The sequence below is a fragment of the uncultured Microbulbifer sp. genome (assembly GCF_947498635.1).
Taxonomy (GTDB): domain Bacteria; phylum Pseudomonadota; class Gammaproteobacteria; order Pseudomonadales; family Cellvibrionaceae; genus Microbulbifer; species Microbulbifer echini.
This window is the reverse complement of record NZ_CANMKV010000018.1, coordinates 18,887-31,712: the sequence shown is the minus strand read 5'-3', so window position 1 is coordinate 31,712 and position 12,826 is coordinate 18,887. Positions and strand designations below refer to the sequence as shown.

Here is a 12,826-nt window from a genome sequence, read left to right as displayed (position 1 = left end):
CCGTGGCTTCCAACAAAAAAATTCAAGGCGACACGCTATTGCACAAAGGGCTGTTACTACCTTCTCTGCTGGCCGCTGTCGCCTGGCTCTGTGGAGCCTATTTAATCATCGAGCATATCGTCAGTCCCTACAACCAGGCCCAGGTGCAGGCGGCAGCCCAGGTACAGGGGGCAGCATTTGCGCAGAGTGTGAACGCACGCCTGAGCGAGCGCGCACGGCAACTGCAGCGAATCGAGGAAAGCGGGCAAACCGTTGAGAACTTGCTGCAAACAGCACAGTGGCCAGAACAGTCGAGGACACAGGTATTTTCAACACCGCAAGTTCGCGTGGGCGCAGGCGCAAACCCAACCCTGAACTTCGCCCTGGTGGACCTGCTCAAACGCGCTCGACAGGGCGCCCAACAACCACTGGAAATACTGCGCACCGGCATCGATAACAGCTGGCAACTGCACAATGTAATGAACTTGGCCGGTGAGCAACTACTGGTCAGCCAGCCCTTCCGCATTTTACAGAGGTTTTTGGAGGCTCTCGATAAAAGCCACGGGCAAATCCAACTCATTCAAAAATTCCCTGACGCCGCGGAGCAAACCCTTTGGCGCAGCGGGCAGGGCAGTGGGTTCAACAGCTCGGTAGCTCTTCAAAATAGTTATCTGCGAGTGCAATTCAGCCCCTCCAGCGCGTTTACCCAGCAGCACAGCCTGCCGTTACTGTGGATTTATCTTGCCGCCGGCGCCGGGTTGCTGCTAACCCTACTGCTGTTAATTCGCTTCCTGCCCCGCGACCGCCGCGCGCCCTGGGAACGCAGCCAACGCGATGCAAAAGCCAGCGGCGAAAAACTTCCAGTGCCCAGCGACCCGCTGGAGGGAGAAGCCCTGCCCGAGGGCCTGGCTTCAGCGCCCAGCATCGCCCCAGAGGCCCCGCCGCAGGGTGTTGACAGCCGTGCCGCTGAAAACGCCCCCGAGGCCTCGGGCAAGCCACGGCATCCTCTCACCCCCGAGTTTCCCCTGCAGGTTTTTCGCGCATACGATATTCGCGGCATCGCCGGTGATGAGCTCGACGAGCCCTTTGCCTACCAACTGGGGCGCGCCCTCGGCACGCTGGCGCAACACGCCGGCGAAAAAATTCTGCTGGTGGGGCGAGACGGCCGCAACAGCAGTGCACTGCTCAGCAGCTGCTTGAAGGAGGGGATTCTCGATAGCGGCTGCAACAGCATCGATTTGGGCCTGGTACCGTCTCCGCTGCTCTACTACGCCTGCGCCAAAGGAAAGAACACCAGCAGCGGCGTCATGGTAACCGCGAGCCACAACCCAGCCGAGTACAATGGCTTCAAGATCGTACTCAAAGGCCGCCCACTGGCTGAGGAAAAGCTCCAGGGCCTGCACCAGCTGATGCAGCAGGGGCCCTTCCAGAGTGGTGAAGGCAGTAATCGCGAACAGGATATTACCGACAAGTATATCGATGAGATCTTCAACAACGTAGCCCTGGCCGGGCAACCGCACCTGGTGGTGGATGCGGGCAACGGTGCCACCTCGGCACTGGCGCCGCGCCTGTTCGAGCAACTAGGCTGCGCGGTAACACCACTCTTTTGCGAAGTGGACGGGGACTTTCCCAATCACCCACCCGACCCTTCGCGCCCAGAAAATCTTAAGGCGCTGATCGACAAGGTGGCCGAAACCGGTGCGGACCTCGGCGTAGCCCTGGATGGCGATGGCGATCGCGTGACTCTGATCTCCTGTAGTGGGCGCATCGCCTGGGCAGATCAACTGGTCATGCTGCTGGCACGGGATATCCTGGGGCGCCACCCCGGAGAAAATATTGTCTTCGATGTGAAGAGCAGCCGCAGCCTCGAGCAACTGGTGAGCCAATACGGTGGCCGCCCGGTAATGTGGAAAACCGGCCACGCTCCAATGAAAACCAAAATGCTCGAAACCAAAGCAATCCTCGGCGGCGAGCTTTCCGGGCACATTTTTATCCGCGACCGCTGGTTTGGTTTTGACGATGGCATTTACGCAGCTGCGCGCCTTCTCGAAATCATGGCCCTACGCGAACAGAGCCTGGATGAACTCCTCGACTCCCTACCAACAATGGAGAGCACTCCGGAAATACTGCTACCGGTCGACGAGCAGGAGAAATTTTCACTGATTGAGCAGCTGCGCGAGCAGGGCGATTTCGCCAATGCGGATATCAATACCATTGATGGTCTGCGCATCGAATTTTCCGATGGCTGGGGGCTGGTTCGCGCCTCCAACACCACTAGCGCCCTGACGCTACGCTTCGAGGCAGAGAATAAAGAAGCCCTGGAGCGCATTCGCCAAATAGTCATGGAACAATTAAAGAAAATTGCTCCAACGGTTGTGGTTCCCAACTGGGAATTGCTCGACTAGCGAGTGCTTTTTCAATCCCACGCGGCACAGGCAGGTGCCGCCACCGGTTCAACATCGGTGTATTTTGCTCAAGAAAATCCGCACAGCTGCGCGGTATCTTTACGTCGAGTCGGTGGCAGGGAGAGTCCACCCATTCGCACTCCACCAGAAAGGAATTGCCATGTCCCTCGATAAGAAGTCCGCACTGCGCGTCGCCCAGGTCTTGAACGAGGCCCTGCCCTATATCCAGCAATTTACCAATAAAACCGTAGTGGTGAAGTTTGGTGGTAACGCCATGGTGGATTCCGAGCTGCAAAACAGTTTTGCCCGCGACATTATCCTGATGAAGCTGGTTGGTATGAATCCTGTGGTGGTACATGGGGGCGGCCCACAAATTGGACAACTGTTGAACAAGCTCAATATCGAATCTCGCTTTGTCGACGGCATGCGGGTGACGGACAGCGAGACGATGGACGTGGTGGAAATGGTTCTGGGAGGCACCGTCAACAAGCAAATCGTCAATCTGATCAACAAAAATGGTGGCCGCGCTGTGGGCGTGACCGGTAAAGACGGCTTGTTGATTGAGGCGCGCAAGCTCTCCCGAAAAAATGAGAGCGCAGGTCTACACGCCTCTGAAATTATTGATATCGGCCAGGTCGGCGAAGTGGAAAAGGTCAATACCGACGTAATCAACATGCTCACCCGAGGTGACTTTATTCCGGTGATCGCTCCCATTGGCGTCGACAAAGAGGGAGTTTCCTACAACATTAATGCCGATTTGGTGGCCGGCAAGATTGCCGAGTGCCTGCAAGCTGAAAAGTTGATGCTGCTGACCAACGTGGCAGGGCTGCAAGACAAAGAGGGGGAGGTTCTCACCGGCCTGACCACGCCCCAGGTAGAGGGCCTGATTGAAGACGGGACCATTTACGGTGGCATGTTACCCAAGATTACCTGTGCTTTGGATGCCGTTAAAGGCGGGGTTACTTCTGCCCACATCATTGACGGGCGGGTACCCCACGCAGTGCTGCTGGAAATATTTACCGATACCGGGGTCGGCACATTGATTACCAATAGTGAGACATAAAGCCGCCGCGTATTTGCGCTTGGCAATTGAAGACAGACGTACGAATGGGTAGGATTCCGCCGCCGTAATATTAAGGCGACAAGAGCAAAAACCACCGTCCGCCCCCCCAAGTGGACTAAAGGCAGTCAATGAGCAGCGAAAAAATCAATCGGCGTCAACAAATACTGGAAGCTCTGGCACATATGCTGGAGGCCAGTCCCGGCGCACGTATTACAACTGCAGCCCTAGCCAAGGAAGTTGGCTTTTCTGAAGCGGCGCTATACCGCCACTTCCCCAGTAAATCAAAAATGTTTGAAGGTCTAATAGAATTTATCGAGGAGACCATTTTCAGCCGTATCGCACTGATCCTACAGGAGGAGCCCTCGGCGCTGGAGCGTTGCCAGAAAATCCTGCACCTTCTCTTGGCATTCTGTGAGCGCAATCCGGGCATTACTCGCCTGCTGACGGGCGATGCGTTAACCGGCGAGACCGAGCGCCTGCACGGGCGTATCCTGCAACTATTCGATCGTCTGGAAACCCAGATTCGCCAGATTCTGCGCGAGGCGGAACTGCGCGAGCACCTGCGCCCGACACTGCCCCTGGGTGGTGCCGCCAACCTGTTGCTGGCCAGCGCTGAGGGTCGCATCGTGCAATATGTGCGCAGCGGTTTTAAACGCAAACCCACCGAGTACTGGGCCGAGCAGTGGCCGGTACTGACCTCCGGCTTTTTCCGCGAAACCGTCGCTGCAGCCAGGTAACATAACTGGCTGCGCGACTGCACTCGTTAACAATTCAGTGGGATAGGGATAAGCGGACACGCACTTGTGCAATGCAAGGGAAAGTCCGCAAATACTCAGGTCCTGGAGGTGATTTCCGCGTAGCGGGCCGCGGCCTTGTCGAACTCCGCCGCGATGGAACTCTCCTCCTCAGCCCTCCGCTGGAGTCTCTCACGCAAAACGGAAACTTCTTTTTGCAAATCGGCGATACGCTGTAGAAGCTCAGGGGCCACCTCGCGGCCCCCGCGCTGAGTGCGTGCTGCCTGCGCCTCTTCCTGGGCGACCTGGCGACTGAGGCTGGTGATATTTGAGTGCATAATTGCCATATCCTGCTCGACAATTGCCAGCTTGCGTTTGCGCGCACTCTCTATGTCGGCAAGGCTGTTGTAGCGCTTGAGCAACTTGCGATCCGCTTCTTCACGCGCTTGCTGTTGGCGCTGCGCCTCGTACTCTTCCGGACTCAGTTGCGGCGGAACCACCTCGATCACCCGGCCAGAGAAATTGAGAATCTCGTAGCCCCGGGCCACATACCCCGGTGGGATCGCTTCATTGAGCACCGTAATGCCCTGCTCATCGGTATAGCGGTAGAGCACCTGCCCACTACCCGCGGCATTCGCCAGGGTGCTAAGCAGCAGAGTAACGGTGAACAGTAAGCGCGCTATAGGGGCGATTCGCATCGCTCTTCTCACTAAGTGGTGCGGCCCGTTAGGACGGTGGACTATTTTATTAACCCGTTACGCCGTAACGCTGCCGATAATTCACAATTTTTTGCAGAGTCTCGCTGTCTTGAGATTCCTGCTCGAGGAAACTGATAATGTTGTCCAGCTGCACAATGCTGACTACCGGGATATTAAACTGTCGCTCGACCTGCTGAATAGCGGAGAATTCACAATCCTCACTGGCTTTTTCCTGGCGGTTCAAACCAATCACCACTCCGGCCGCCTCGGCACTATGGGATTCGATAATTTGCATTACTTCACGCACGGCAGTGCCCGCGGTAATTACATCGTCGATAATCAAAACCTTGCCATTAAGCGGCGCACCCACTAAGGTTCCGCCTTCGCCGTGATCCTTGGCCTCTTTGCGGTTGTAACAGAAAGGCTTATCAATGCCCTTTTGTGCCAATGCCACGGCAGTCACCGCACCCAGCGGGATACCCTTGTAAGCCGGCCCAAAAATGACGTCAAATTCCACTCCCGAAGCGATAATCGCCTCGGCATAGGCCTGCCCAAGTGCGGCCAATGCCGCACCGGTGTGGAAACGGCCGGCATTGAAAAAATAAGGGCTTTGACGGCCTGACTTCAGAGTGAAGTCACCAAAACACAACACCTGATGATCCAGGGCCAGTTGGATAAAATTGCGCTGATATTGCTGCATGGAAAATTGTTAACTATTAGCTAAGGTGAAGGGAGACCTCCCCGTAGCATTTCCGGGGATAGGCATGCAAATAATGTTTCTAATGATACACAGTCCGCTGGTAAGGGGCTAATAATGCGAATAGTGAGCTTGTCTGTTGACGGCATTCATCAGGCCGCACAACGCGGCCTTTACGATTGGTTGGCCGAGCAGGATGCAGATATCATCTGCCTACAGGACCTCCGTGCCCTGGAGCCCGATCTCGACCACCCGATATTCCACCCCGATGGCTATTACAGCTATTTCTTCGACTCGGGAACGCCCCATGAAAACGGCGTGGCGATCTATACTCGCAGCCAACCCAAAGCGATTATTTTCGGCATGGGTTTTGCCAATGGCGAGGATATGTACGGGCGTTATTTACAGGCGGACTTTGAGCGCTTGAGTGTCGGATCCCTACTCGCCCCAGTGGCCACCGACGAGGCATCGCTGGAGAAAAAAGTTCAGTTTTTCGACGATATGCAGGCGCATCTCCATAAAATCAGTCGCAAGCGCCGGGATTTTATTTTCTGCGGTAACTGGGGCATGGCACACCGCCGCGCCGATGTGCAGAACTGGTCCGATCACCAGGACAATCCCGGCTTTATGCGCCATGAACAACGCTGGCTGGACCAACTGTTCAATGAAATCGGCTATGTCGATGCCTTCCGCCGCGTAGTCAAAGACACTGATGAATTTAGCTGGTGGCCCAGCGGTGTGGTGGGCGAGGGCGATGGCTGGCGCACCGATATGCAGATCGTGTCACACGGCCTGAAAAACCGTATCGAATACGGCGCGATCAATAAAAACGTAAATTTTTCAAGTCACCTGCCAGTGATGATGGATTACGATATCGAAGTGTAACTATTCTGGGGTCAGGGCGCTCCGGGCGCCTTCAATCCGCTGATTCGCAGAGCCAATCAGCGGATTGTGTTATCCCCAAAGGGGTAATGGCGTACCGCCAACTTACTATTGATCCAGCGCCTCTTGCTGAAGGGCGATCAATTCATCAATACCCGCCTTGCCCAGCCCCAGCATCTGCGCAAATTCCTTCTCGGTGAAAGGCTTGCCCTCCGCCGTCCCCTGAACCTCGATCATGCCACCGTCCGCCGCCATCACCAGATTCATGTCGGTATCGGCCGTGCTGTCCTCCGGATAATCCAAATCCAGCACCGGCTCGCCATCGTAAATACCTACAGAAACAGCAGCGACCAGATTGAGTAATGGATCTTTATCGAGGGATTTTTCCCTTTGCATGTGTCGCAGCGCATCTACCAGTGCCACACAAGCGCCCGTGATCGCCGCAGTACGAGTACCGCCATCGGCCTGGATCACATCGCAGTCTATGGTGATCTGGTTTTCGCCGAGTTTTTCCAAGTCCACCGCCGCACGCAGAGAGCGGCCAATCAGGCGCTGAATTTCTACGGTGCGGCCACTCTGTTTGCCCTTGGCAGCTTCACGGGGCATTCGCGAGCCCGTAGAGCGCGGTAACATGCCGTACTCAGCGGTGATCCAGCCGCTGCCCTGACCGCGTAAAAAGCGCGGCACTTCACTCGATACTGAGGCATTGCAAAGGACTTTAGTATCGCCGAACTCCACCAGCACAGAGCCTTCGGCGTGGCGGGTATAGTTTCGGGTTATTTTAATCGGACGCAATTGCGCGGCTGCGCGACCACTGGGACGCTGCATAGCTCACCTCAGACAATGAATGAAAGCCCAGCATTATATACCCCCACATAGATATCCGAACGCTGTGCTATCATGCCGGGCCGATAAATACGCCTGCAGGGGATCAGCAATGGCCAATAACCGGGAACAGAACAAGGTGCGAAGCATGACAGCTTTCGGCCGCGCCGAAGCCACCTATGCCACTGGAACCGCCATTTGGGAGCTGCGCTCGGTTAACCACCGCTACCTGGAACCCCATTTTCGCCTACCCGAAGTCGCGCGTCCCCTGGAAGCTCAGCTGCGCGATATTTTGCGCAAAAATTTATCCCGCGGAAAATTGGAACTCACCCTTACGGTAAAAGCCAACAGCGTGGAAAGCACTGGCCTCGAAATCAACCAGCCACTGGCACAGGCACTGGTTCACGCCGCCAAACAGGTGGCCGCCAGTGAGGACACCCAACCACTCAACCCTTTACAAATCCTGCAGTGGCCCGGCGTGATCAGCGAACCGGAAGCCGATACCAAGCAACAGTCCGCCACAATATTGCACGCCTTTCGCGAGGCGCTGGAACAGCTGCGTGCAAACCGCGAGCGCGAGGGCGCAGAACTGGCCAAGTTTATCGAAGCCCGCCTCAAAGGTATCGAGGAGCAGGTTGCCCTGGTGCGCCAGCTGTTGCCACAAATTTTGGAAGCTCAGCGGGAAAAACTGCGCACCCGCCTGGAGGAACTCTCTGTCGACCTGGACAAAGACCGCCTGGAGCAGGAGATTGTACTTCTCGCGCAAAAGGCCGATGTGGATGAGGAGCTGGATCGTCTCAGTGCCCACACAGCAGAAACCCGCCGTGTACTCGCCGGTGGCGGCGCCATTGGTCGCCGCCTGGATTTCCTGATGCAGGAATTTAATCGCGAGGCCAATACCCTTTCGTCAAAATCCATTGTGACTGACACGACCCAAGCCGCCGTAGAGCTGAAAGTGCTGATTGAGCAGATGCGCGAGCAAGTGCAGAATATTGAGTAAGAAAGTAATAGGGGCTTTCAGAATACAAATGAAAGCCCCAAACTCACACTCTTCGAGAGAACCTTTCCACTATCTATCCCGCCTCTAAATAAATAGCAAAACGTATGCGAAAGAATATTAAATGGGTTGGGGCTATATTTTTAGTATTAGCCACGATTGAAATAGTCAATATACTGACTGGCCGATCGCTAAACTATTTTGGTCTGATCCCAAGATCTCTCAATCATCTACCCCATATTTTTTCCGCTCCCTTGCTGCACGGTAGTATTTGGCACTTTCTATCAAACATATTTACCCTGTGTGTTTTTAGCTTTTTAGTATTACAGTACGGAGTTAAAACCTACCTGAAAGTGACACTGACCATTATTGTTGCCACCGGGCTTGCCGTTTGGCTTTTTGCTAGAGGCGGAAACCACTTGGGATCAAGTTCCGTAGTCTATGGCTACTTAGGGTTTTTACTACTGGCCGGATTTATCAGTAAGCACTTCAGTCGATTAATCATATCGATTTTTGTAGGATTGGTTTATGGCGGCCTTATTTTTGGCGTGCTACCGCAAGGAAATTATATCTCTTGGGAATCGCACCTCTTTGGTTTTATTTTCGGCGTATTAGCTGCGAAATTTTGGGCACACGCCCCTAGTTACAGCATGGCCCGGTAAATTGAACCCAAACCTGAATCACGAGCTATTCAACATTTAGGGTCGTCACACGCAGCGGGCACTCCGTAGAATTCATATAATTTTCCAACAGAAAAAATATGAATGCTCCAATGGCATTTTTAAGAAACATCCAAACGCCCTTTATCTCCTGATGAAAAGCTCATCCTCTCTCCGCCAGGCACCGATGCAGAAAAAAAGGCCTTGATCCCGTAGATCGAAACATCCAGGGTTACAAAGCCCCCAAAGACAAAACGTGAATTCCTACCTAAAAGAAAAATTTTGATCGTTTTCTTTTAGGGTTTTTCACGCTCCCCTCAACACGTCCCCTGCGAACTACGACACATTTTTCCGATAGATAAATTTTCAATATCGGACTTATTTCTCAAATTTTATAAATTTGTCGCTTTAAGACACATAAGTTGTCGTGTCTCGGCTGAGGACAATGATTTCGACATCGTTATACATTCGTACCAGATTGAAATTCTGGTACCAAAATTGCTTTCTTTAGCTGCCAATTCCCCATTTTGGGTTTATTTGGAGCGCTCGGTTGATAGATTTTTTTCTGTTACCCGGAAGGCTACTCAGGAGTGACCGGTTTGCCGCAATAGCGGCCGACAACCGGTTAACAACAATTTTGGAGAAATAACAATAATGACATCACCACTGAAAGGTTTGCTGCAAAAGACGGCCCTAGCGAGCATATTCTCACTGTTGTGTACGACCCCCTTCGCCGCCCAGGCTCAGGAAACCGACAATCAGCTGTTCACCGATCGGATCATCGTCAAATATAAAGAGAGCGCCAAGGCCGGTCGGACCGCGACCATGGCCAAGGAGACGGTGGACAAGGCCTCACGTCGTGCCGGTCACAAGATGCGCCACCTGCGCCGCATGGCCACTGGAGCACAAGTAATGCGCCTGGAAGGACGCAAAAATAAGGCGGAAATCAACGCGATTATTAGCCGCCTCAAACAGGACCCGGATGTGGAGTATGCCGAGCCGGACCGGATTATGCGCGCTATGGCGGTGCCTAACGACCCCAGCTACCTCAATCAATGGCATTACTTCGAATCCACCGGTGGCTTGAACCTACCCGCCGCCTGGGATGTAACCCAGGGCGAAGGTGCTGTTGTCGCTGTCCTCGATACTGGTTACCGCCCTCACCCCGATCTGGTAGGCAATATACTGCCGGGCTACGACATGATTTCCGACACCTTTGTCTCCGTGGATGGCGACGGTCGCGATAGCGATGCCACCGATCCGGGCGACTGGTACACCGATAAGGCCTGTGGCGACGATCCGCGTATCCCCTCTGAAAGTGACAGCAGCTGGCACGGCACCCATGTAGCCGGCACTATCGCAGGGGTCTCCAACAATAATATGGGCATTGCAGGCGTCGCCTACAAAGCTAAGATTGTCCCCATTCGCGTGCTCGGCCGCTGCGGTGGCTATACCTCGGATATCGCCGACGGCATCATCTGGGGTGCCGGCGGTTCTGTCAGTGGTCTGCCAACCAACACCAACCCAGCCCAGGTACTCAACCTGAGCCTCGGCGGTGGCGGTAGCTGCGACACCACCACGCAAAATGCCATTAATACCGCGCGCGGTCTCGGCGCTACCGTAGTTGTTGCCGCTGGTAATGAAACGGATAACGCGAGCCAATACAGCCCCGCGAGCTGTAATGGGGTGATTACAATTGCGTCCACCAATCGTAATGGCGGTCGCTCTTACTTCTCTAATTACGGCAGCGTGGTTGACATTGCGGCACCGGGGGGGGCACAGAGTTTTTCTAACGACCCCGATGGGATCCTCTCCACGCACAATAGCGGTGCTACCGTCGCCGGTAGCGATAGCTACGTTTACATGCAGGGCACCAGTATGGCCGCGCCTCACGTGGCCGGTGCCGCCGCGCTGCTCTATTCAGTGAATTCCAGCCTCACCCCGGACGACGTCGAGTCTATTCTGACCACCACAGCACGTAGCTTCCCGGCCTCCTGCAGCGGCTGCGGTGCAGGTATTGTCGATGCCGCAGCGGCAGTGGCCATGGCCACTGGCGGCAATAGTGGTGGTGATGGTGACGGTGATGGCGGTGATGGCACTGGTGCCAGCTGGACGGAAACCAACCTCTCCGGCGGCTGGCGCAGCCGGAGGGACTTCACTATCGAAGTGGGATCAGGCACCTCCTCCCTGAACGTGCAGATGTACGGTGGCGAGGGTGATGCAGACTTGTACGTGGGGCATAGCAATTCTTCACAATGGGCATGCACTTCCGGGAATTCGAACAATAATGAGAGCTGCACCATCAGTAATCCTCAGTCAGGTACCTGGACTATCACCGTATACGGCTACAGATCCTATACAGGTGCAACTCTAGAAGCCGAAGCCGCACCTTAAGTGGCAAACTGAACTTACCGCCATAGAAAAAGGCCGGCATAGGCCGGCCTTTTTCTCACTCTCCCACAACAGCACCAGCCAAATTAACGTACAAAAGAAACAAATTGGGCATCTACCGGTGTATCGGCAAGGTGATTGATGTAATTGCTCATCACTTTCTGCGCAACGCCGACAATAATGTCCAGCATATTTTGCCGGTTATAACCGGCACCATAAAAGCGCTCCAATACCTGATCAGATACCACTCCGCGCTCACGTACAATCGCCAAAGTAGTATCTCTCAACACCTCGAGCTTTTTGGTAGGTAGAGGAGTTTTGTTACGCAACGCTTCGTTAATTGCATCATCCACTTTCATAGCCTTGGCAATTGCACTATGCGCCGGAACACAGTAATGGCAATTGTGTTCAACATTGATGGTTTGCCACACCACCGTCATCTCCTCAGCATTAAATGAACTATCAATGAAGTGCTGATGCAGGTCCTGGTAGGCCGCCAGGGCCTGGGGCGACTCCGCCATCACCCCGTGCAGGTTGGGGATAGACCCAAAAGCTTTGATGGATTTCTGTAACAAGGGTTTACTGCCTTCTGGCGCACTGTCGAGATCATAAACTTGGAACTCTTTCATCGCTAAACCTACCTTCTCTCTCTGGGTTAAATAATTGAGCGATCGATCAACTAAGCTCAGGCTATAGAATTTTGAGCGGTCGTTCAATAACAAATGGTAATTGGCGTATTACCCCCAGCAGGGTAGAATTTGAGCAGTCGCTCAATTGGAGGCAGTATGGCCAATACCGCGAAATTCAATCGTCAGGAGGTTCTACAAAAGGCAACCTGGCTATTCTGGCAAAGGGGATTTCACGCCACCTCAACCCGTGACTTACAGCAGGCCACCAACCTGCGTCCCGGCAGCATTTATGCTGCTTTCGGCAGTAAGTCGGGACTTTTCAAAGAAGCTCTTCGCTTTTATGCCCAGAATCGCACTGAACTTCTTCAGCAGTGTATGGACGGAGGAAAAACCACCATAGGTGGCTTGCGCACTTATTTTCGTCACATACTATTGGACGGCGACGCTGATACCCCGAATGAGCTCTGCTTGCTGGCCAAGGCCATCTCTGAACTGGACGAGAGTGAGGAGGAGCTACTGGGCGAAGCTCGCACCCTCTTGGCTGCACATGGGGCCAAATTCCGCCAATATGTAGAAGAGGCGATGGCCAATGGGGAGCTGTCGGAAGATACAGATTCAGACCTGCTTGCCCGACAATTGCAGGTCCAGATGATCGGGCTGCGCACCTTTCTCCGTGCCACTGCTGACCGTGCAGCAGTTGAACACATGATCTTGAAGTTGTTCGATTCGGCCACTGCACGAACAACAGGTTAAAGAGATTTATGGCGGGGAGACTGATTTTTGCGAGCGAACACTGACGGATTTCGGAATCCAGCTCCTGTGAATATTTGTCCGAGTGGATCTGTGTGGCACAGTTCGAGGTAGACC

12 protein-coding genes are annotated in these 12,826 nt (G+C 54.1%); 8 read left to right on the top strand and 4 right to left on the bottom strand.

Annotation, left to right across the window (positions count from 1 at the left end):
- Positions 1 to 2: 2 nt before the first annotated feature.
- The 3 genes from Q1A69_RS11075 to slmA all read left to right on the top strand — a co-directional run bounded on the left by Q1A69_RS11075 (position 3) and on the right by slmA (position 4,184).
- Positions 3 to 2,384, top strand: a complete 2,382-nt coding sequence (locus tag Q1A69_RS11075) for a phosphomannomutase/phosphoglucomutase (protein WP_299585176.1) — start codon at positions 3 to 5, stop codon at positions 2,382 to 2,384.
- A gap of 160 nt (positions 2,385 to 2,544) precedes the next feature.
- Positions 2,545 to 3,447 carry an acetylglutamate kinase gene (gene argB, locus Q1A69_RS11070; protein WP_299585174.1) on the top strand — a complete coding sequence of 301 codons (903 nt, stop codon included), beginning with the start codon at positions 2,545 to 2,547 and terminating at the stop codon, positions 3,445 to 3,447.
- Positions 3,448 to 3,575: 128 nt separating this feature from the next.
- Positions 3,576 to 4,184, top strand: a complete 609-nt coding sequence (gene slmA, locus Q1A69_RS11065) for a nucleoid occlusion factor SlmA (protein ID WP_299585172.1) — start codon at positions 3,576 to 3,578, stop codon at positions 4,182 to 4,184.
- Positions 4,185 to 4,279: 95 nt separating this feature from the next.
- Here slmA and Q1A69_RS11060 read toward each other — a convergent pair whose 3' ends face one another.
- Entirely contained in the window at positions 4,280 to 4,879 is a 600-nt protein-coding gene (locus Q1A69_RS11060) for a hypothetical protein (protein ID WP_299585170.1), read from the bottom strand.
- 49 nt (positions 4,880 to 4,928) lie between these two features.
- Positions 4,929 to 5,579, bottom strand: a complete 651-nt coding sequence (gene pyrE, locus Q1A69_RS11055; RefSeq protein ID WP_299585168.1) for an orotate phosphoribosyltransferase — start codon at positions 5,577 to 5,579, stop codon at positions 4,929 to 4,931.
- Positions 5,580 to 5,693: 114 nt separating this feature from the next.
- On the opposite strand from pyrE, the gene Q1A69_RS11050 reads away from it, so the two are divergent.
- Positions 5,694 to 6,461 (top strand): exodeoxyribonuclease III, encoded by a 768-nt coding sequence (locus Q1A69_RS11050; RefSeq protein ID WP_299585166.1) that lies wholly within the window; start codon positions 5,694 to 5,696, stop codon positions 6,459 to 6,461.
- A gap of 105 nt (positions 6,462 to 6,566) precedes the next feature.
- Here the strand turns inward: Q1A69_RS11050 and rph are convergent, their stop codons facing one another.
- Positions 6,567 to 7,286: a ribonuclease PH gene (gene rph / locus Q1A69_RS11045; RefSeq protein ID WP_299585164.1), complete on the bottom strand. Its 720-nt coding sequence runs from the start codon at positions 7,284 to 7,286 to the stop codon at positions 6,567 to 6,569.
- A gap of 109 nt (positions 7,287 to 7,395) precedes the next feature.
- On the opposite strand from rph, the gene Q1A69_RS11040 reads away from it, so the two are divergent.
- From Q1A69_RS11040 to Q1A69_RS11030, 3 genes are all read left to right on the top strand, one after another.
- Positions 7,396 to 8,283: a YicC/YloC family endoribonuclease gene (locus tag Q1A69_RS11040; RefSeq protein ID WP_299585162.1), complete on the top strand. Its 888-nt coding sequence runs from the start codon at positions 7,396 to 7,398 to the stop codon at positions 8,281 to 8,283.
- Between the two features lie 104 nt (positions 8,284 to 8,387).
- The gene (locus Q1A69_RS11035; RefSeq protein WP_299585160.1) at positions 8,388 to 8,942 is read left to right on the top strand and encodes a rhomboid family intramembrane serine protease; all 555 of its coding nucleotides are present in this window, start codon (positions 8,388 to 8,390) and stop codon (positions 8,940 to 8,942) included.
- 651 nt (positions 8,943 to 9,593) lie between these two features.
- Positions 9,594 to 11,333: a S8 family peptidase gene (locus Q1A69_RS11030; RefSeq protein ID WP_299585158.1), complete on the top strand. Its 1,740-nt coding sequence runs from the start codon at positions 9,594 to 9,596 to the stop codon at positions 11,331 to 11,333.
- 83 nt (positions 11,334 to 11,416) lie between these two features.
- Here the strand turns inward: Q1A69_RS11030 and Q1A69_RS11025 are convergent, their stop codons facing one another.
- Positions 11,417 to 11,959, bottom strand: coding sequence for a carboxymuconolactone decarboxylase family protein (locus Q1A69_RS11025; RefSeq protein WP_299585156.1), 543 nt, complete (start codon positions 11,957 to 11,959; stop codon positions 11,417 to 11,419).
- Between the two features lie 156 nt (positions 11,960 to 12,115).
- On the opposite strand from Q1A69_RS11025, the gene Q1A69_RS11020 reads away from it, so the two are divergent.
- Positions 12,116 to 12,712 (top strand): TetR/AcrR family transcriptional regulator, encoded by a 597-nt coding sequence (locus Q1A69_RS11020; protein WP_299585154.1) that lies wholly within the window; start codon positions 12,116 to 12,118, stop codon positions 12,710 to 12,712.
- Positions 12,713 to 12,826 lie beyond the last annotated feature (114 nt).

Excerpts from the sequence above, each read along its gene's own strand:
- slmA (WP_299585172.1), top strand. The coding sequence starts at position 3,576 with ATGAGCAGCGAAAAAATCAATCGGCGTCAACAAATACTGGAAGCTCTG.
- pyrE (WP_299585168.1), bottom strand. The coding sequence starts at position 5,579 with ATGCAGCAATATCAGCGCAATTTTATCCAACTGGCCCTGGATCATCAG.
- Q1A69_RS11020 (WP_299585154.1), top strand. The coding sequence starts at position 12,116 with ATGGCCAATACCGCGAAATTCAATCGTCAGGAGGTTCTACAAAAGGCA.
- Q1A69_RS11035 (WP_299585160.1), top strand. The coding sequence starts at position 8,388 with ATGCGAAAGAATATTAAATGGGTTGGGGCTATATTTTTAGTATTAGCC.
- Q1A69_RS11040 (WP_299585162.1), top strand. The coding sequence starts at position 7,396 with ATGGCCAATAACCGGGAACAGAACAAGGTGCGAAGCATGACAGCTTTC.
- Q1A69_RS11030 (WP_299585158.1), top strand. The coding sequence starts at position 9,594 with ATGACATCACCACTGAAAGGTTTGCTGCAAAAGACGGCCCTAGCGAGC.
- rph (WP_299585164.1), bottom strand. The coding sequence starts at position 7,286 with ATGCAGCGTCCCAGTGGTCGCGCAGCCGCGCAATTGCGTCCGATTAAA.
- Q1A69_RS11060 (WP_299585170.1), bottom strand. The coding sequence starts at position 4,879 with ATGCGAATCGCCCCTATAGCGCGCTTACTGTTCACCGTTACTCTGCTG.
- argB (WP_299585174.1), top strand. The coding sequence starts at position 2,545 with ATGTCCCTCGATAAGAAGTCCGCACTGCGCGTCGCCCAGGTCTTGAAC.
- Q1A69_RS11025 (WP_299585156.1), bottom strand. The coding sequence starts at position 11,959 with ATGAAAGAGTTCCAAGTTTATGATCTCGACAGTGCGCCAGAAGGCAGT.
- Q1A69_RS11050 (WP_299585166.1), top strand. The coding sequence starts at position 5,694 with ATGCGAATAGTGAGCTTGTCTGTTGACGGCATTCATCAGGCCGCACAA.